The sequence below is a fragment of the Vibrio sp. IB15 genome (genome assembly GCF_016406055.1).
Lineage (GTDB): Bacteria > Pseudomonadota > Gammaproteobacteria > Enterobacterales > Vibrionaceae > Vibrio > Vibrio chagasii.
The window spans coordinates 21,141-38,440 of the sequence record NZ_JAEFCE010000019.1 but is presented as its reverse complement, the minus strand read 5'-3'; the positions used below and the strand labels follow the sequence as shown (position 1 = coordinate 38,440).

The 17,300-nt window shown below is 43.2% G+C and carries 17 protein-coding genes; 7 read left to right on the top strand and 10 right to left on the bottom strand.

Going from position 1 to position 17,300, the window contains the following annotated elements; genetic code table 11:
* Positions 1–22 precede the first annotated feature (22 nt).
* From rsmS to dinG, 4 genes are all read right to left on the bottom strand, one after another.
* Positions 23–193, bottom strand: coding sequence for a pleiotropic regulatory protein RsmS (gene rsmS, locus JC606_RS09405; protein ID WP_004737421.1), 171 nt, complete (start codon positions 191–193; stop codon positions 23–25).
* Positions 183–731, bottom strand: a complete 549-nt coding sequence (locus JC606_RS09400; protein WP_198778486.1) for a primosomal replication protein — start codon at positions 729–731, stop codon at positions 183–185. Before JC606_RS09400 ends, rsmS begins: the two co-directional genes overlap by 11 nt.
* Before the next feature lie 22 nt (positions 732–753).
* Positions 754–1,533: a sulfite exporter TauE/SafE family protein gene (locus JC606_RS09395; RefSeq protein ID WP_105025280.1), complete on the bottom strand. Its 780-nt coding sequence runs from the start codon at positions 1,531–1,533 to the stop codon at positions 754–756.
* A gap of 125 nt (positions 1,534–1,658) precedes the next feature.
* Complete coding sequence (gene dinG, locus JC606_RS09390) at positions 1,659–3,734, bottom strand: ATP-dependent DNA helicase DinG (RefSeq protein WP_198778485.1); 2,076 nt, start codon at positions 3,732–3,734, stop codon at positions 1,659–1,661.
* 512 nt (positions 3,735–4,246) lie between these two features.
* Here dinG and JC606_RS09385 point away from each other — a divergent pair.
* A complete protein-coding gene (locus JC606_RS09385; protein WP_198778484.1) occupies positions 4,247–5,344 on the top strand; it encodes a porin in 1,098 nt (365 codons plus the stop codon).
* Between the two features lie 74 nt (positions 5,345–5,418).
* Positions 5,419–6,066, top strand: coding sequence for a DUF2057 family protein (locus JC606_RS09380; RefSeq protein WP_198778483.1), 648 nt, complete (start codon positions 5,419–5,421; stop codon positions 6,064–6,066).
* A gap of 73 nt (positions 6,067–6,139) precedes the next feature.
* Here the strand turns inward: JC606_RS09380 and JC606_RS09375 are convergent, their stop codons facing one another.
* Positions 6,140–6,868: a pseudouridine synthase gene (locus JC606_RS09375; protein WP_198778482.1), complete on the bottom strand. Its 729-nt coding sequence runs from the start codon at positions 6,866–6,868 to the stop codon at positions 6,140–6,142.
* Between the two features lie 318 nt (positions 6,869–7,186).
* On the opposite strand from JC606_RS09375, the gene JC606_RS09370 reads away from it, so the two are divergent.
* Positions 7,187–9,412, top strand: a complete 2,226-nt coding sequence (locus tag JC606_RS09370; protein ID WP_198778481.1) for an NADP-dependent isocitrate dehydrogenase — start codon at positions 7,187–7,189, stop codon at positions 9,410–9,412.
* A 267-nt stretch (positions 9,413–9,679) separates the two neighbouring features.
* Here the strand turns inward: JC606_RS09370 and cspD are convergent, their stop codons facing one another.
* Complete coding sequence (cspD, locus tag JC606_RS09365; protein ID WP_004737429.1) at positions 9,680–9,901, bottom strand: cold shock domain-containing protein CspD; 222 nt, start codon at positions 9,899–9,901, stop codon at positions 9,680–9,682.
* Between the two features lie 569 nt (positions 9,902–10,470).
* On the opposite strand from cspD, the gene clpS reads away from it, so the two are divergent.
* Both clpS and clpA read left to right on the top strand, forming a co-directional pair.
* Positions 10,471–10,791, top strand: a complete 321-nt coding sequence (gene clpS / locus JC606_RS09360; RefSeq protein WP_004737430.1) for an ATP-dependent Clp protease adapter ClpS — start codon at positions 10,471–10,473, stop codon at positions 10,789–10,791.
* Between the two features lie 39 nt (positions 10,792–10,830).
* The gene (gene clpA, locus JC606_RS09355) at positions 10,831–13,104 is read left to right on the top strand and encodes an ATP-dependent Clp protease ATP-binding subunit ClpA (RefSeq protein ID WP_004737431.1); all 2,274 of its coding nucleotides are present in this window, start codon (positions 10,831–10,833) and stop codon (positions 13,102–13,104) included.
* Between the two features lie 184 nt (positions 13,105–13,288).
* Here clpA and infA read toward each other — a convergent pair whose 3' ends face one another.
* The 3 genes from infA to aat form a co-directional block, all read right to left on the bottom strand.
* Positions 13,289–13,507, bottom strand: a complete 219-nt coding sequence (infA, locus tag JC606_RS09350; RefSeq protein ID WP_001040192.1) for a translation initiation factor IF-1 — start codon at positions 13,505–13,507, stop codon at positions 13,289–13,291.
* An 81-nt stretch (positions 13,508–13,588) separates the two neighbouring features.
* The gene (locus JC606_RS09345) at positions 13,589–14,287 is read right to left on the bottom strand and encodes an arginyltransferase (protein ID WP_198778480.1); all 699 of its coding nucleotides are present in this window, start codon (positions 14,285–14,287) and stop codon (positions 13,589–13,591) included.
* Positions 14,287–14,997: a leucyl/phenylalanyl-tRNA--protein transferase gene (aat, locus tag JC606_RS09340; RefSeq protein ID WP_198778479.1), complete on the bottom strand. Its 711-nt coding sequence runs from the start codon at positions 14,995–14,997 to the stop codon at positions 14,287–14,289. Before aat ends, JC606_RS09345 begins: the two co-directional genes overlap by 1 nt.
* A gap of 53 nt (positions 14,998–15,050) precedes the next feature.
* Here aat and JC606_RS09335 point away from each other — a divergent pair, with 53 nt between their 5' ends.
* Together JC606_RS09335 and aroA are read left to right on the top strand one after the other, a co-directional pair.
* Positions 15,051–15,506, top strand: a complete 456-nt coding sequence (locus JC606_RS09335) for a glycine zipper 2TM domain-containing protein (protein ID WP_004737434.1) — start codon at positions 15,051–15,053, stop codon at positions 15,504–15,506.
* A 162-nt stretch (positions 15,507–15,668) separates the two neighbouring features.
* Positions 15,669–16,949 carry a 3-phosphoshikimate 1-carboxyvinyltransferase gene (aroA, locus tag JC606_RS09330; protein WP_137407705.1) on the top strand — a complete coding sequence of 427 codons (1,281 nt, stop codon included), beginning with the start codon at positions 15,669–15,671 and terminating at the stop codon, positions 16,947–16,949.
* Positions 16,950–17,010: 61 nt separating this feature from the next.
* Here the strand turns inward: aroA and JC606_RS09325 are convergent, their stop codons facing one another.
* Positions 17,011–17,256: a YciN family protein gene (locus JC606_RS09325; RefSeq protein ID WP_004737436.1), complete on the bottom strand. Its 246-nt coding sequence runs from the start codon at positions 17,254–17,256 to the stop codon at positions 17,011–17,013.
* Positions 17,257–17,300: the final 44 nt, after the last annotated feature.

Here is a 17,300-nt window from a genome sequence, read left to right as displayed (position 1 = left end):
CTGTATGTTTTGATGCTAGTTGCTAGTTGCTAGTTGCTAGTTTGGCTTGTAAATCTTGCTGGACAATCTTGATTGCTTCTAACGCAACCTTTGGGTCGATCTCATTACTTTCGAGTAGGTAGATCAAGTCGACGGCTAACTTAACTTCTTCAGGTGCGTTGTCCAATGGTGATGATGTGTTATCAGTGCTCATTTCGCTTTGGGTTCTCTATATTAATCAGTCTTTCGATGTTCTTCATCGAGTCTTCACAGCGCTCTAAACGCTCTTTCGCTAACATCCAAGCGTTTTCTGCTTGTGCTTTACTATGACGCGGTGCGGAGTCTAGCGCTAACTTGCGTCGTTTAACTAAATCAACCAAACGTCTTTGCCAGTCTTGGTGCTGAGCCAAGTCATTATACAAATCGTTCAAGGTTTTCCCTGATTTACTTTTTCTGTCTAAGCGTAAATCGTGATTGGCGAGCTCGCGTTGCAAAGCCGCTATCTGGTTAGTTAATTTGTCGGTTAAGTAATTCGCGCGTGATGCAGAAAGTTGATTGGTGCTCTGTTCGCGAATAATGGTGTGATAAGTCGCTTGGGTTTCAAGTGCGTAGGGGAGTAGAGTCGAGGCGCCACATTTAAACAATGTTTTGTCGAAAAGCGCCTGATGATAAGAGCCTCGAGATTTATCTACCTGAGAACAGTGACCGAGTAAGGTATCAATGACACTTTTGATTTGTGAAAATTGACTCATTTTACTTCCTGTAATCCAATGGCTATAGGTTTACAAACCAAGCTTCGTAAGCCAGTTTTATCGCAAGTATACTGACAACCGTAACAAAGACTGGTCGTATAAACGTAGCACCAAATCGAATTGCGGAATGTGCCCCAACGAATGCACCTGCCATTAGGCAAACGCCCATGGTTAAACCCAATACCCAATCAATATGGCCAAGAATCGCGAAGGTCACCAAAGATGTGAAGTTACTGGTGAAGTTCATTGCTTTCGATAAGCCAGAAGCAAGCAAGATATTTAGGCGGTATAGAGCCATCGAGCTCACCGTCCAAAAAGCGCCTGTTCCCGGGCCTGCAACGCCATCATAAAAGCCAAGAACGAAGCCTTGATACTTTTGTTTCTTCTTAAGCACAGGGCAAGGTTTTGGTGACACGTTGTGATTGGCATTCGGTGTCTTATGAAAAATGGTGTAGATCGCTGCTGCAAGAATGATCAGTGGCAGGACTTTCTCTAGCCATTGAGTGCTGATGGCATCGACTGTTAGCGTACCTATGGTTGCGCCGATCAAGGTCGCTATAAATGCATTTATCCAACATTCTGGCTTAAATAGCTTTTTACGATAATAAGTAAAAGCTGCTGTTGAAGAAGCGAACGTGGCTGCAAGCTTATTTGTACCAAGCGCGATGTGTGGCGGTAACCCAAGGGATAACAATGCAGGGACTGTTAACATGCCCCCGCCACCGGCGACAGCATCAATAAAGCCTGCTGCAAATGCAACCAGCGCAAGTATAACCAACATGGTTGGTTCAATCATTTCCATAAATAGCTGTTGTTCTCGTTATTGGCCGTCAGAACAGCCACACGAATAGTCGATGGGCTATTCGTTTGATTGTGAATGCAGGGGCCAAGCGATGACTGACCCATAACTGCTCTAAGGCAGAAAAGTTAGTATTTTATTGTTCTTTTAAAAGGCGGTAGTGAATCGAGTAGGGACGTGCCATATCGCTTCGTGACTATGCGTCGATCAAGGATCGTGACTTTACCAGAATCTCTCTCCTTACGCAGCAGTCGACCCACAGATTGAATAAGCTTTTTACTCGCTTCTGGAACAGTAATCTGCATAAAGGGATTACCGCCGCGTGATTCAATATATTCCGAATGCGCTTGCTCTACTGGTGAGGTTGGAACGCCAAAAGGAATCTTGGTAATAACTAGGTTTTCAAGCAGCTCGCCCGGTAAATCCAGACCTTCAGAAAAGCTGCCAGTTCCAAAAAGCACGCTGGTTTTACCTTGATCTATTAGCTTTTTATGTTTTTTTAGAATTTCAGCGCGTGAAGTATCACCTTGCACCTGCAACGCCCATGACTTTTTAACGAAATCTGTTGCCAAAGCTTCTGCAACTTTATTCATTTGCCAGTAAGAAGAGAATAGAACGAGATTGGCTTTGTTGTCTTCTATTACCTTAGGCAGAATTTCAATAAGATATTCGGTAAATTGAGGTGCTTGTGGTTCGTATTTCATGGCAGGCACGATTAACTCCGCTTGATTCTGATAATCAAACGGTGACGCCAGGGCAAGAAACTGCACACCATCTTCTTCTTTTTGACTGATACCGGCTTGATGGCAGAAAAAACTGAAGGAGTTGAGTGCTCTCATTGTTGCAGAAACAAGCACGGCACCAACACAGCGGCTCCATATCTGCTGGTCAAGTTGCCAGCCAACCTCAAGCGGAGAAACATTGACAACAAAGTCGCCCTCACTCTCTTTATTAAGCTCTAGCCAGCGCGCTAAAGGCGCACCTTTTTCACGTTTTGGTTCAGCCATCAAGCGCCAAACTTGCGCTAAGTTCTCGGTTCTCTGTATATAGAAGCCGATTTCGGCGAGTGCAGGCTCTGCAAGTTTTGCAGAAAGCTCGCCATCTTTAACTCGTTCTGCAATCAGGTCTGCAATTTTAGCGACAGCCTGACTCGCTTTCTGAGAAAGTTGTTTGAGGTCTTTAGATTCGTTCTCTAACCATTCTGGCAAGTCACCATGCTCAAAGCGGTAAAGCCCATCTTCAAAATGAGTAGCATCGAACTGCTTACTGAGCTGCGTCAGAGTTGGGATCAGCTGTTGTACAGAATCCTGCAATTCATTTCTGAAACGGCCCACTCGCTTTTCATCCGCTAAGCCTGAAAGCTTAGTGATGGACTGGTTCAAACGCTCTAACCAAGAAGCGGCACCCTTTAAGCTCGCAGCCGCAGAAGAGTGATCTCGGGCTACATGTGGTAAGTGGTGTGCTTCATCGAAGATATAGATGCTATTTTCCGGCTCTGGCAGTATCACACCGCCACCTAGATCTGCATCAGCCATCACTAAACTGTGATTAGCGATGATAACGTCTGCTTTATCTAATTCTGAGCGTGCTTTTTGGAAAGGACAGTCTCTGTGAGTTGGCATGCTGTTGTTACAACTATGCTTATCACTGACAATCATCTGCCAAATCATGTTATCGATAGGCTTTGGCCATGAATCTCGGTCACCATCCCATTTGCCTTGAGCAAGGCTGCGATACATGGTTTGCAGTTGTTCAATATCTTTCTGTTTTGGCTTGGATTCAAACATTGCCATCTGACCGCCATCAGCCCCACAAGCGGCTGCCAACTTTTCCGCACAGCAGTAACGCTGTCGACCTTTCGCCAATATAAAAGAGAACTCCCTGTCAGTAAGCCTTCTATATAGAGGGAGATCTTTGTTTACAAGCTGTTCTTGTAGAGCAACCGTTGCGGTTGAAATAACAATTTTTCGGTTGTTTAAAACGGCAACAGGGATCGCTGCCATTAAATAAGCCAGTGATTTACCGATTCCGGTTCCCGCTTCAGCAACGATCATACGATTACTTTTGTGGTATTGACCACAAAGTGTCTTCGCAATCTCAGCGACAAGGTAGTTTTGTGCACGCCTAGGTACAAAGTTATCCAACTGTTCTTGGAGGTTTTGATAACTGGTGCGAATAGAATTTTGAATTTGAGTAGTTAGCATACTGTGACCTACGTAACGGAGCGAGGATAGTAGCACATATCACTAGCCGGTACATTTACCGCAAAATAGCTTGCTTTTAAATCAAAGGTAGATCTCGTTCACAAAAAAAAACTGAACCATCAGGAACTTAACGATTTTATTTATCTTGCGAAATATAAATATTAAAAAAGACTGGCTTATAGGTGTTAAATTCTAATGGTGAGTGTTTTTCGGCCTTATTGTGGAGTTAAATTCTATTTGTTACATTTTAGAGCTTATTTTCTTTGCTGGTGAAACTAAGGGTAAGTTGCTCGTAAAATGATGAAAATAAATGTAAGCAATTGATTTTGAATGTTTTGTGTTTTTTTAGGTTTGTTTTTAGTTTATTTGACACGCAGGATAATCTTTTGCAATCTAGACCTCGAAATTTAGTGACGGTGATTAACCAACAAAGAGTGGTAATGACCAGTCACCATAAATAACAGGGAACCGGGCAAGGATCTCCCATTCTTAGAAAAGGCAGTGGATTTATTATGAAAAAGACTCTATTAGCGTTAGCTATCGCAGCTACAGCAACTTCTGTTAATGCAGCAGAGATTTACTCTAACGACGATACAAAAGTGAGCCTGAAAGGTGAAGTAGATATTTACCTTAAACAGTCTGAAGTTGATCAAACTAAGTGGGAAAAAGACGGCAAAGACGCTGATGGTAATGACAAGTTTAAAGCAGTTGACACTACCGAAAAGAAAGAGCTTGACGTTTCTACTTGGGCTAAAATTCAGCTAGACGCAGAGCAAAAACTAAATGACCAGTTCACAGCATTCGCTTCTTTTGAAATCGAAGCAGATGACGACGGTAAAGCAAAGTTTGATGATGTGTGGGTTGGTTTCAAAACTGACACTTGGGGTATGGCTTTCGGTGAGACTGGCGACCTAGCAGAATCTGCTGATGCAATCCAAAAAGACGACATTACTAACGAAGGTAACTACATGGGCTCTACTGGTGGTCACCACCGCGAGTCTAAAGGTCACGGCGTTGTGTTCAAAGGTGAGTTTGTTGAAGGTCTAACTCTAGTCGCTGATGTGAACACGACTTCTGAAGAAGATGTAGACAACACTTACGGTATCTCTGCGGATTACGCATTCAGCAACTTCTCTATCGGTACTTCATACATTACTGGTGAAGCTGAAAAAGACATCGATTACTCTCTTGCAGGCCTTTCGGCTTCTGCTGAGTTCGGTGGCCTTTACCTTGCACTGACTTACGCTCAGTTTGAGGGTGCTAACGAGTTTGGTTACTGGGGATACAAAGGCTCAGAATCTGACAAGGATGCTAAATCGTACTTCAACGGCGACACAATGGGCTTCGCGGCGGCATACCAAATGGATAAGGTTCGCCTATACACAACTTACGCAATTGCAAACCTTGATGAAAATGCTACTGCAACAGGCAATAGTAAGCTTACTAAAGATACAGAGGTAGATAACCTAGTAGTTGGTGTTGATTACGCTTTCCGTGACAACATTTTGTTCCTAGCTGAGTACCAAACTGCAACTTTGGAATTTAACACGGCTGGTCAAAAAGATTACGATGCTGATACAGTAACAGCGGGCGTTTACTACACATTCTAATCTGTAGTTAACTATGCTATACAAAGGCCAGCTGTTAGCTGGCTTTTTTACATTTATCGATTAAGGAATCGTATATGAATAAGTGGTATTTGAGTATTGTCTGCCTATTCTCTGCACCATATGCAACAGCTGCTCTTGATTTAGCTTCTGGGGTTTCACTCAATACTTTGAACGGTGAGATTGTTGAAAGTGCAGAAGATGCCGTATTTGCCCCAGGCGAAAACCAACTCGTTCTAGATTATTCGGGGTATTTGAGCGATAAAGGCAAGCGCGAATTCATCAGTACAGTTCCTTACATCATGGTAGTTACTGTTCCTGAAAATGCAGATGTTGACGTTGATCTTGTAAGCCGAAAGTACGAGAAAATTGCAAAAAATGTAGACCGGGAACTGCCTATTTTCAATATTTCTGTAAACGGTGATGATGTAAAAGTAGCGCAAGAAGTTCTACCGAAATCTCAAGGCGTATTGCCTTACAGCAATATTCCTCAGTTGGTTAAAGATTACAACCAAGAAAGAGGTTTAGTTTTTGATTCAGGAAAGATTCGCTCATTGAAAGAAGAATTAGCCGCGGTTCAAACTGGTGCTGTGGTTGGTGCGACTGTTGCTGCTGATAGCACGGTTCAAGAGTCTGAAAATACGCTTCAACTTAAGCTTTGGTATTCAAGAGCCAGTGAAGAAGAGCGTAAAGCATTTCAAAAATGGTTGATTGACCAAAAATAAGATCAAAAGTTTTTAGAGCGAGGTGTTCTTATGTAACAGACACCTCGCTTTTTCATTTCTATCTAGTCTTTTATTAAATCTCTTTCCATTCACCTGGCTGGAGTTGCCCTACGTTCATGTCACCCATTGAGTAACGGATTAAACGCAGGGTAGGGAAACCGATATTCGCTGTCATTCGCCTTACCTGACGGTTACGCCCTTCGATGATAGTAATCGCTAACCAGGTCGTTGGTATTGCAGCTCTGAATCTTACCGGTGGATTTCTGTCCCATATCTCTGGCTCTGCCATTAACTCAACTTTTGCAGGCAGCGTCATACCATCTTTTAGTTCGACGCCTTTTCTCAATTTATCTAAATCCTCCTCAGAAGGTGCGCCTTCAACCTGCACCCAGTAAGTCTTTGGTGATTTTGAGTTTGGTTGAGTTAACTTGGCTTGAAAGATACCGTCATTGGTTAAAACCATTAACCCTTCACTGTCACGATCAAGTCGTCCGGCAGCATAAACGTCTTTTACTGGAATAAAGTCGGCGAGCGTCTTTCTACCTTCACCATCAGTGAACTGACTTAAAGTATCGAATGGCTTATTGAACAAAATGACTTTGCGATCTTCGAGTGCAATTTTAGGTTTTGTGTTCGCCGGTTTCGCTTTATATCTGTGTTTACTTGAGTACGATTTTTTGTGCGAATTGCCAGTGTTATTTCTATCACTGTTCCGGTTCTGCTTGTTGCCGTTTTGTTTTAATGTGGCGCCAGAACGAACAGGTTTGTCTGAACGAGATACGCTGCGTGAGTGAGTAGACATGTTAACTACCTTGCAAAAATGTAAACGAAGTGTGCTGAAAAGTTTTCACTGAAACGGAATTGAGCTATCATTTGCGCGCCTAAAAGACACAAAATAGAACAAGTTTATGGACTCTTGAGCCTGATTTGTTTAATTATACCAACGTGTTTTATTATAACAACGCACTCACGGATTTGGTTCATGCTGTCATTAGATTGCATGAAAATAAGATAGAGTACGACTATCGAGTAAGCAGTTTTCACTCTCAGAGTCGCTTACTGGTCAATTTATAACATTCTCACTATTCATGTGAGCTTGTAAGAACTATAGGGAAATTTCATGCCTACTGAAAAACCAACTATCATCTATACCATTACAGACGAAGCTCCGGCATTAGCAACTTATTCTCTACTGCCAATCATTCAATCTTTTACCGCTTCTTCAGGTATTGACGTTGATACTCGCGACATTTCACTTGCAGGGCGCATTATTGCCAACTTCCCTGACTACTTGAACGAAGAACAACGTATTGGTGATGCACTAGCAGAACTAGGTGAATTGGCTAAGACACCAGAAGCGAACATCATTAAGCTTCCAAATATCTCTGCATCAGTACCGCAACTACAAGCAACAATCAAAGAGCTACAATCAAAAGGCTACGCACTTCCAAACTACCCAGAAGAAGCAAACACTGACGAAGAGAAAGCAGTTAAAGCGACTTACGATAAGATCAAGGGTAGTGCAGTAAACCCAGTCTTGCGTGAAGGTAACTCAGACCGTCGTGCACCGCTTTCAGTTAAAAATTACGCGAAGAAAAACCCACACTCAATGGGTGCTTGGTCTGCAGACTCTAAGTCGCACGTTGCAAGCATGGAAGATAAAGACTTCTTCGGTAGCGAAAAATCGACAACAATCAACGGTGCGACAGAAGTGAGCATCGAGTTTGTAGGTAAAGATGGCGCTAAGAAAACATTGAAGCCTGCATTTGCACTGCAAGATAAAGAGATCATCGATGCTTCCGTGATGAACAAAGCTGCTCTAGTCGCATTCTTTGAAAAAGAAATCGCGTCAGCGAAAGAGCAAGGCGTACTGCTTTCTCTACACATGAAAGCAACCATGATGAAAGTCTCTGACCCTGTGATCTTTGGTCACGCGGTTAAGGTTTACTACAAAGAGGTTTTCGCTAAGCACGGTCAGCTTTTTGAAGAGCTAGGTGTTGATGTGAACAACGGCATCGGTGATGTATACGCTAAGATTGCATCACTGCCTCAAGATCAAAAAGCGGCAATTGAAGCTGACTTACAAGCGGTTTACGAAACTCAGCCACCACTTGCGATGGTTGATTCAGACCGTGGTATCACTAACCTGCACGTACCAAGTGACATCATTGTTGATGCATCTATGCCTGCAATGCTGCGTTCTTCTGGCCAAATGTGGGACCCGGAAGGTAAGCAAAAAGATACCAAAGCAATGATCCCAGATCGTAGCTACGCGAGCATCTACCAAGCAGTAATTGATTTCTGTAAAGAGAACGGCGCGTTCGACCCAACAACTATGGGTAGCGTACCAAACGTAGGTCTAATGGCTCAAAAAGCAGAAGAGTACGGTTCTCATGATAAGACATTCATTCTAGAAGCTGCAGGTCAGGTTCAAGTCGTTGATGCTTCAGGTTCAGTGCTTCTTGAGCAAGACGTGGAGGAAGGCGACATCTTCCGTATGTGTCAGGTTAAAGATGCACCAATCCAAGACTGGGTTAAGCTTGCTGTGACACGTGCTCGTGCTTCAGCTACTCCAGCGGTATTCTGGCTAGACGAGTCTCGTGCACACGATGCAGAGCTTATTAAGAAAGTGAATGCTTACCTACCTGAGCATGATACAGATGGTCTAGAACTGAAGATTCTTTCTCCATTGGAAGCGACCAAGTTCTCGCTAGTTCGTATTAAAGAAGGTCTAGATACAATTTCGGTAACTGGTAACGTACTGCGTGATTACCTAACTGACCTGTTCCCAATCCTAGAGCTTGGCACATCGGCTAAAATGCTATCAATCGTTCCACTAATGAACGGTGGTGGTCTGTTTGAAACGGGTGCTGGCGGTTCTGCTCCTAAGCACGTTCAACAAGTAGAGAAAGAAAACCACTTGCGTTGGGATTCTCTTGGTGAATTCTTGGCATTAGCTGCATCTCTAGAGCACCTAAGCGTGGTTACTGGTAACGCTAAGGCTCAAGTTCTCGCTGATGCGCTTGATAAAGCGACCGGTGAATTCCTAGACAACAACAAGTCACCATCACGTCGAGTAGGTGAGCTTGATAACCGTGGTAGCCACTACTACCTAGCGGCGTACTGGGCTAAAGCACTTGCAGAGCAAACTGCTGATGCAGACCTTGCAGCTGAATTTGCAGCAGTGGCAAGCCAGTTAGCTGAAAGCGAAGAATCAATTGTCGCTGAGCTAAATAACGCACAAGGTGTTGCTGGTGACTTAGGTGGTTACTACCTATTTGATGATGCACTAGTTTCTGCACTGATGCGCCCAAGTGCTACATTAAACGCATTTATCGACGCTTAGAATGCAGCGTTTCTGTGAGTGTTTTCTAAAGCGCTTACAGATGACATAATAAAAGACGCTTTAATGTAATCGTTAAAGCGTCTTTTTTGTTTCTGCCTATTTCACTGTCAAACCCGGTATCAAACTGCCTCTACGCAGAATATATGTCTCACCCAAGATCAAAAAAACCGCTCATTTAACCTACGTATAGGTATTAAAGGAGCGGTTTTCATAGTCTTTTAACGTTCTAATAGTGCTATTTAGGTCAACACGATATGGCAGCTTTGCCTATTTACTTGCACTGCCTTCTACAGGAACAACGGAGCTAGCGTGCGAGCCTTTAGGTCCACTTTCTACTTCATAGTCGACTTGCTGACCAGCCTTTAAGGTTCTGTAACCTTCCATTTGTATTGTGGAGTAGTGCGCAAAGATATCGCCTTCTTCACCTTCTGGACAAATAAAGCCAAACCCTTTGGCATTGTTAAACCATTTTACTGTACCTGTAGCCATGCTATACATCCCTCATGCATTTTGTTACTAACGTTGTTTATATCAAATCAATGTAAGTTCGATTGACATCATTCCCACCAACCAAAGTTGTTCAGTTGGCAGTTTGAATTTCAGACATTGCTTACGGAAATTAACGCTGCCCTGCGTACTTATTCCTTATTGTTAAATTTTCAAGCGTGTTATGAAACTGTATTAGAAAAACCTTTTAGCTCCAATGTAGCTAATGATTGAGCACAGTCAATAGTAAATTGGTATAAAAGTGATCAATTTTAATAACAAATCACACTTGAGATTTCCCACAAACTATTAACTAAATAGTAACTTAGAGCATTTCGTATCGTTATCGTCAATAGTTATGGCGTCTTTTTAATCAATCACATATGTTAATCCTGTGAATCGAGATCTTTTATTTGCAGCGATGGAAATGGTGGATTAGGCTCAGTATAGAGGAATATTTTTTGGTACTGTTTCTCGGTGAGGTTTCTTAGTACACCGTAAAGCGTGAATGTGGTAAATTTAAGTTACACAAACATTCACCACTTCCGAAAAATAACCCTTAGCAAAGCGATATGAGCAGAAACTTTGAATGGGCATCTCCAGGCTCAGATTTACTGGAGAAAGAAGCGACAAAAGTAAAGCCACCGGCAATGTATAACGTCGTACTGAATAACGATGACTACACGCCAATGGACTTTGTAATCGAGATCCTAGAGCGATTCTTCTCACTAGATATCGAAAAAGCAACGGAAGTGATGCTCAAGGTTCATTATGAAGGTAAAGCTATATGCGGCACATACAGTGCTGAAATAGCGGAAACAAAAGTAGCGCAAGTCACGATGTACTCAAAGGAAAATGAGCATCCGCTACTATGTACAATGGAGCAAGTATAAATTGCTCGAACAACACTGTTGTTCCCTTAGGAGGTACTTATGCTAAATAAAGAATTAGAGTCGAGTTTAAATGGCGCATTTGCTCGTGCGCGAGACAAGCGACATGAATTTATGACTGTCGAACACCTCCTACTAGCATTATTAGAAAATGATGCGGCCAAGGAAGCGCTCCAAGCTTGTCAGGCTGATCTCGATGCTCTTCGCAACGAGCTCGATATTTTTATTGATCAAACGACCCCACTTATCCCAGAAAGTGATGAAACTCGTGAGACCCAACCTACGTTGAGTTTCCAACGAGTACTTCAACGTGCTGTTTTTCATGTCCAATCTTCGGGTCGCAGTGAAGTAACAGGTGCTAATGTGCTTGTTGCTATTTTCAGTGAGCAAGAATCTCACGCAGCGTATCTCCTTAAGAAAAACGACATTAGCCGTTTAGATATCGTTAACTTCATCTCACACGGTATTACTAAAGCCAGTAATGAAGGCGATAGTGCTTCATCATCAGACTCATTTGGTGGTGCAGAGAATGCCGAAGAAGCTAATTCAGAAGACCGTTTAGAAAACTTTGCGACCAACTTAAATGAAGTTGCTAAGCAAGGTAACATTGATCCACTAATCGGCCGTGATAAAGAGCTTGAGCGAACTATTCAAGTCCTATGTCGTCGTCGTAAAAACAACCCTCTACTCGTTGGTGAAGCGGGTGTAGGTAAAACGGCTATTGCTGAAGGTCTTGCATGGCGTATCGTTGAAGGACAAGTGCCTGAAATTATTCAGAGTAGCGTAATTTACTCTCTAGATATTGGTTCACTGCTTGCAGGTACTAAGTATCGTGGTGATTTTGAGAAACGTTTTAAAGCGATTCTTAAGCAACTAGAGAAAGAAGAAGACGCAATTCTGTTCATCGATGAAATCCATACCATTATTGGTGCGGGCGCAGCATCGGGTGGTCAGGTAGATGCGGCTAACCTAATCAAGCCACTATTAAGCAGTGGTAAGTTGCGTTGTATCGGTTCTACGACCTACCAAGAATACAGCAGTATTTTTGAGAAGGAGCGCGCGCTATCTCGTCGTTTCCAAAAAATCGATATTGTTGAGCCTTCATTAGATGATACGACTAAGATTCTGATTGGCTTGAAGCCAAAATATGAAGCGCACCACGAAGTACGTTACACCAACAAGGCGTTACGTGCGGCTGTGGAGTTGTCTGCGAAATACATTAACGAACGTCACCTTCCTGATAAGGCGATCGATGTTATTGATGAAGCGGGTGCTCGTAGTCGGTTAGCTCCAGCAAGCCGTCGTAAGAAGACAGTTAGCGTAGCGGACATTGAGTCAATGGTTGCGAAAATGGCTCGTATTCCAGAGAAGTCAGTATCGTCTTCAGACAAAGATACGCTGCAAAAGCTGGACGACCGCATGAAAATGTTGGTGTTCGGACAAGACCCAGCTATCGACGTATTGAGCGAAGCGATCAAGCTAACGCGTGCAGGACTTGGTGCTGACAATAAACCTGTTGGTTCATTTCTATTTGCAGGCCCTACAGGTGTAGGTAAAACTGAGGTGACGGTTCAACTATCTAAGCTAATGGGTATTGAGTTACTGCGCTTTGATATGTCTGAGTACGGTGAGCGTCACTCAGTGAGTCGCTTAATTGGTGCTCCTCCTGGTTATGTTGGATACGATCAAGGCGGTCTGCTAACGGATGCGGTTATTAAAAATCCGCACTCGGTTGTACTGCTTGATGAGATCGAGAAAGCTCACCCTGATATCTTCAACCTATTACTTCAGGTGATGGATAACGGTACGCTAACGGATAACAACGGTCGTAAAGCGGATTTCCGTAACGTGATCCTTGTGATGACGACTAACGCGGGTGTGGCTGAGACAGAGAAGAAATCGATCGGCCTGATCCAACAAGATCACGCACCAGATGCGATGGGCGAAATTAAGAAAGTCTTTACTCCTGAGTTCCGTAACCGTCTTGATAACATCATTTGGTTCAATAGTCTTGACCCAAGTGTGATTAGCCAAGTTGTCGACAAGTTCATTGTTGAGCTTCAGGTTCAGCTGGATGCTCGTGGCGTATCTCTAGAGGTTTCTGAAGATGCTCGTCACTGGTTAGCAGACAAAGGCTATGACAAGACAATGGGCGCTCGTCCAATGGGGCGTGTGATTCAAGAGAAGCTTAAGAAGCCTCTTGCGAATGAACTGTTGTTCGGTAGCTTAGTTGATGGTGGTACGGTTAAAGTAACACTTAAAAAAGACGAACTTCATTTTGTCTATGTTGGTGCTAAAGAAGAAGTGATGCACTAACAAAGAGGCAGATAGCTCTATAGCATAGGCATAAAACGCATGACTTAGGTTGTGCGTTTTTTTTATGTTTTGAAGATACGAGATACGAGATACGAAGAAAAGGGGTTAAGACAAAGTGGCAAACGGTAGGCAATAAAAAACGGAGCATTAAGCTCCGTTTCTTATCGTATTCGATAATTAAAAATTAACGAGCACGGAAGACGATGCGGCCTTTAGAAAGGTCGTATGGAGTCATCTCAACAGTTACTTTATCACCAGTAAGAATACGGATGTAGTTCTTACGCATTTTACCAGAGATGTGTGCTGTCACTACGTGACCGTTTTCAAGCTCAACACGGAACATTGTGTTTGGTAGAGTATCAAGGACAGTGCCTTGCATCTCGATTACGTCTTCTTTAGCCATCTAATCCTCTTTCGAAACTTGGCGGTTTTCAACGGCTTGATTGTGCCGTCAAAATCAAAATATGTAAAGTTGTGGCGTATTCTACCCTTGCCACCGCTGATTTACTAGCCTTTGATGACGTTGAAATCGTACTTTATAGTTCATAGCAGGGCATTCATCGATTTGATAACCCAAATATAGCCACTGTTGGTGTTCTTTCTGAGCATGTTGGATTTGGAACAAAACGCCGAGAGTGCCCATGGATATATCGATATCTGGATCGAAAAAGGTATAAAACGCACTGGTACAGTGAGACATCACATCGGTAACAGCTATGCCAACGAGGTCGGTCTCGTTGTAAATATGCATGAACTTAGTGGTTAACCACTCATTTTGAGAAAATTGCAGAAACTCTTCTTTTTTAGGTGGGTACATCGTGCCTGAACGATGACGCGTGGTGATATAACGGCTATATAAATCAAACCAGTTTTCATCCATTTTATCTTTGAGCTCCCAACGAAAGGACTTCGCCTTGTTGAGAATTCTTCGCTGACTTTTGGAAAACTTTACGTCGGGGATTGAAAGGCGAATCGCCTGACATGCTGAACAATTATCGCAATGTGGCTTATAGATAGTAGCGCCGCTGCGACGAAAACCATTCGCAAGCAGAACTTCATAATTTTCTGAGGTGTGCATGTGCTCATCAAGCGTGACTGCAACTCTCTCTTCAAGGTGTGGGAGATAGCTGCACGCGTGATTGTCTGTCAATCCAATTCTGATTTGTTGTAAATCTGGATTCATTAAGGCATATCCTCTAGCCATTGGTTTTCAAAGCATGCATCGTTAACAGGCTTATCTTTTAGTAATTGCAGAGAGCTGAGAAACTCTTCTCTTTCTACTTCTAATGCACCCAAAGACTCCAAGTGAGGGTTCATGACTTGGCAATCAATGAGCTTCCCTCCAGACTGAGCAAAGTGGTGACAAAAATACCATAATGCGATTTTCGAGGCATTGGTCTTTAAGCTAAACATCGATTCACCGCAAAAGACTTGTCCTCTTTGTAAGCCATACAGCCCACCGACTAGCTCGTCACCTTGCCATACTTCTACCGAGTGACAGAAGCCTAACGAAGCTAGCTCTCGGTAGGCGGCCTGCATGCCGCTGTTTAGCCAGGTCTCTTCTTCCGGTCTTAACGATGAGCAATAACCGATAACTCTATCCGTCGCTTGGTTGATGCTGATACGGTAATTATGTTTTCTTTGAAACTTTTTAAGACTTTTTGATGGTTTGAATGTCTTAGGATTAAATACCGCTCGTGGTGCTGGGCTCCACCAAAGTATAGGCTCACCTGGGCCATACCATGGAAATATACCGTGACTATAAGCATTTAAGATTCGCATTGGCGATAGATCTCCCCCAAAAGCAAGAAGGCCATTTGGCTCATCCAGTGCGTCGAAGGGAGATGGAAACTCTATACTAGTAGTATCGAGTTCAGTTAGGTATATAGTCATAAGTACCGCGTAACAGATTAATCACTGACCATGAGGTCATTAGGAGTTCTACCATGAAGAAGTTGCTTTGGATTTTACTTGTTTTGCCCATGTTGGCAAATGCAGCTTATAACCGAAATCAAGCTCGACCGGTGAATGAGGTTGTTTATGGTGAGATTGATACCGTGAGATATATTACTCAACAAGAGATAGTGGAATCGAAAGCGAGCGGCTGGGAGACACTATTAGGTGCTGCGATTGGTGGTTTAATTGGTAACCAATTTGGTGGTGGTACAGGTAAAGAAGTAGCAACGGCTGTCGGTGCTGTTGCTGGGGCTGGAATCGCTCGTAACCGAGGTAATAGCCAATATCGCGTGGAGTATAAATTGGTTGAACTGCTGGTTAAAACCAAAGATGACAAGCTCGTCAATATCATCCAAGACGTCGATAGCACGATGTTGTTTAACCGAGGTGACGACGTGAGAATCCTCTATTTTTCAGATGGTGTTCGCGTTGATCTCGTGTACTAGTATAAAAATACGATCGGTTGGCTAATTAATCACCTTTTTGAAGGGGATTAGCTCTGGAGTTCATTGGAAAAGTTCGTTAGTCTGCAAGTACGAAGAATTATTCATCACCCGAAAATAAATACTCGCCAGTGACTTCGGGTGGTACAAGGACTAAAAGATTTAATGGAAAGCCTTACGTTACAACCAATTCAAAAAGTGAGTGGGGAAGTTAACCTACCTGGCTCAAAAAGTGTTTCTAACCGTGCGCTTCTTTTGGCTGCGCTTTCAACTGGAACGACTCGCCTAACTAACTTATTAGACAGTGATGACATTCGCCACATGTTGAATGCTCTGACCCAGTTAGGCGTTGATTATCAGCTATCAGCGGACAAAACCGTATGTGAAGTGACGGGCGTTGGTGGTGCATTTTCAAGTGACAAAGCACTCGAACTTTTCTTAGGTAACGCAGGTACTGCGATGCGTCCGCTTGCGGCTGCGCTTTGTTTAGGTCGTGGTGAATACGTCCTAACTGGTGAACCGCGCATGAAAGAGCGCCCGATTGGCCACCTAGTGACCGCTCTACGAGAAGCTGGCGCTGACGTTGAATATTTAGAAAATGAAAACTACCCACCGTTAAAAATCACAGGCACGGGTCTGAAAAGCGGTACGGTTTCGATCGACGGTTCTATTTCTAGCCAATTTTTGACTGCATTTTTGATGGCAGCACCGTTAGCAGAAGGTGAAGTGACCATCAAAATTGAGGGTGAATTGGTTTCTAAACCATACATCGATATCACGCTACACATTATGAAACAATTTGGTGTGGACGTGATCAACAACGATTACCAAGAGTTTGTCATTCCAACGGGGCAATCATACAAAGCACCAGGTGATTTCCTTGTCGAGGGCGATGCATCTTCCGCGTCTTACTTCCTAGCAGCAGCTGCGATTAAAGGTGGTGAAATTAAGGTAACGGGGATTGGTAAAAACAGTATCCAAGGTGATATCCAATTTGCTGATGCACTTGAACAAATGGGTGCTGAAATTGAATGGGGTGATGACTACGTTATCTCTCGTTGTGGTGAGCTGAAGGGCATTGATATGGACTACAACCACATTCCTGATGCAGCGATGACGATTGCGACCACTGCACTGTTTGCAAAAGGCACAACAGCGATTCGTAACGTCTACAACTGGCGTGTGAAAGAGACCGATCGTCTTGCGGCCATGGCAACCGAACTACGTAAAGTGGGTGCTGAGGTAGAAGAGGGTGAAGACTACATCATCGTTAATCCAGTGGCTGAATTGAAACATGCGGCGATTGATACTTACGATGATCACCGTATGGCAATGTGTTTTTCGTTGGTCGCGCTAAGTGATACGCCGGTAACGATTAATGATCCGGGTTGTACATCAAAGACATTCCCTGACTACTTCGACAAGCTGAAGATGCTGAGTCAATAAGAACGCTAAGTTGATAAAACTCAGGAAGTAAAAAAGCTTGCCTAAATGGCAAGCTTTTTAATTACTGCTGAAGCGTAAATTCTTTTGAAAGATGGTGCGCTAAGTATTTAAACATGTTAAATACTGCGGTTGTATTCTCTGTCGGCATCCCATTGCTGTCTAGGAAGTATTCGCCTTTGAAGACGAGTACATCGTCTTTCTCTACTACGCTGTTTGCGCGCATGCCTTCAATGTAGTCATCATGTGATTGGATAATTTGGTTTGCGATAAGCAGTAAATCAAATTCTGCTATTACTTTCTTTGTCATGAGTTTATCTCTGATAACTGAATATAACGTTGAGTTTATGATGT

Coding starts and splice junctions, on each gene's coding strand:
- clpS (WP_004737430.1), top strand. CDS start 10,471: ATGAGCAGAAACTTTGAATGGGCATCTCCAGGCTCAGATTTACTGGAG.
- JC606_RS09380 (WP_198778483.1), top strand. CDS start 5,419: ATGAATAAGTGGTATTTGAGTATTGTCTGCCTATTCTCTGCACCATAT.
- JC606_RS09370 (WP_198778481.1), top strand. CDS start 7,187: ATGCCTACTGAAAAACCAACTATCATCTATACCATTACAGACGAAGCT.
- aat (WP_198778479.1), bottom strand. CDS start 14,997: ATGACTATATACCTAACTGAACTCGATACTACTAGTATAGAGTTTCCA.
- dinG (WP_198778485.1), bottom strand. CDS start 3,734: ATGCTAACTACTCAAATTCAAAATTCTATTCGCACCAGTTATCAAAAC.
- cspD (WP_004737429.1), bottom strand. CDS start 9,901: ATGGCTACAGGTACAGTAAAATGGTTTAACAATGCCAAAGGGTTTGGC.
- JC606_RS09395 (WP_105025280.1), bottom strand. CDS start 1,533: ATGGAAATGATTGAACCAACCATGTTGGTTATACTTGCGCTGGTTGCA.
- aroA (WP_137407705.1), top strand. CDS start 15,669: ATGGAAAGCCTTACGTTACAACCAATTCAAAAAGTGAGTGGGGAAGTT.
- clpA (WP_004737431.1), top strand. CDS start 10,831: ATGCTAAATAAAGAATTAGAGTCGAGTTTAAATGGCGCATTTGCTCGT.
- JC606_RS09335 (WP_004737434.1), top strand. CDS start 15,051: ATGAAGAAGTTGCTTTGGATTTTACTTGTTTTGCCCATGTTGGCAAAT.
- JC606_RS09400 (WP_198778486.1), bottom strand. CDS start 731: ATGAGTCAATTTTCACAAATCAAAAGTGTCATTGATACCTTACTCGGT.
- rsmS (WP_004737421.1), bottom strand. CDS start 193: ATGAGCACTGATAACACATCATCACCATTGGACAACGCACCTGAAGAA.
- JC606_RS09385 (WP_198778484.1), top strand. CDS start 4,247: ATGAAAAAGACTCTATTAGCGTTAGCTATCGCAGCTACAGCAACTTCT.
- infA (WP_001040192.1), bottom strand. CDS start 13,507: ATGGCTAAAGAAGACGTAATCGAGATGCAAGGCACTGTCCTTGATACT.
- JC606_RS09345 (WP_198778480.1), bottom strand. CDS start 14,287: ATGAATCCAGATTTACAACAAATCAGAATTGGATTGACAGACAATCAC.
- JC606_RS09325 (WP_004737436.1), bottom strand. CDS start 17,256: ATGACAAAGAAAGTAATAGCAGAATTTGATTTACTGCTTATCGCAAAC.
- JC606_RS09375 (WP_198778482.1), bottom strand. CDS start 6,868: ATGTCTACTCACTCACGCAGCGTATCTCGTTCAGACAAACCTGTTCGT.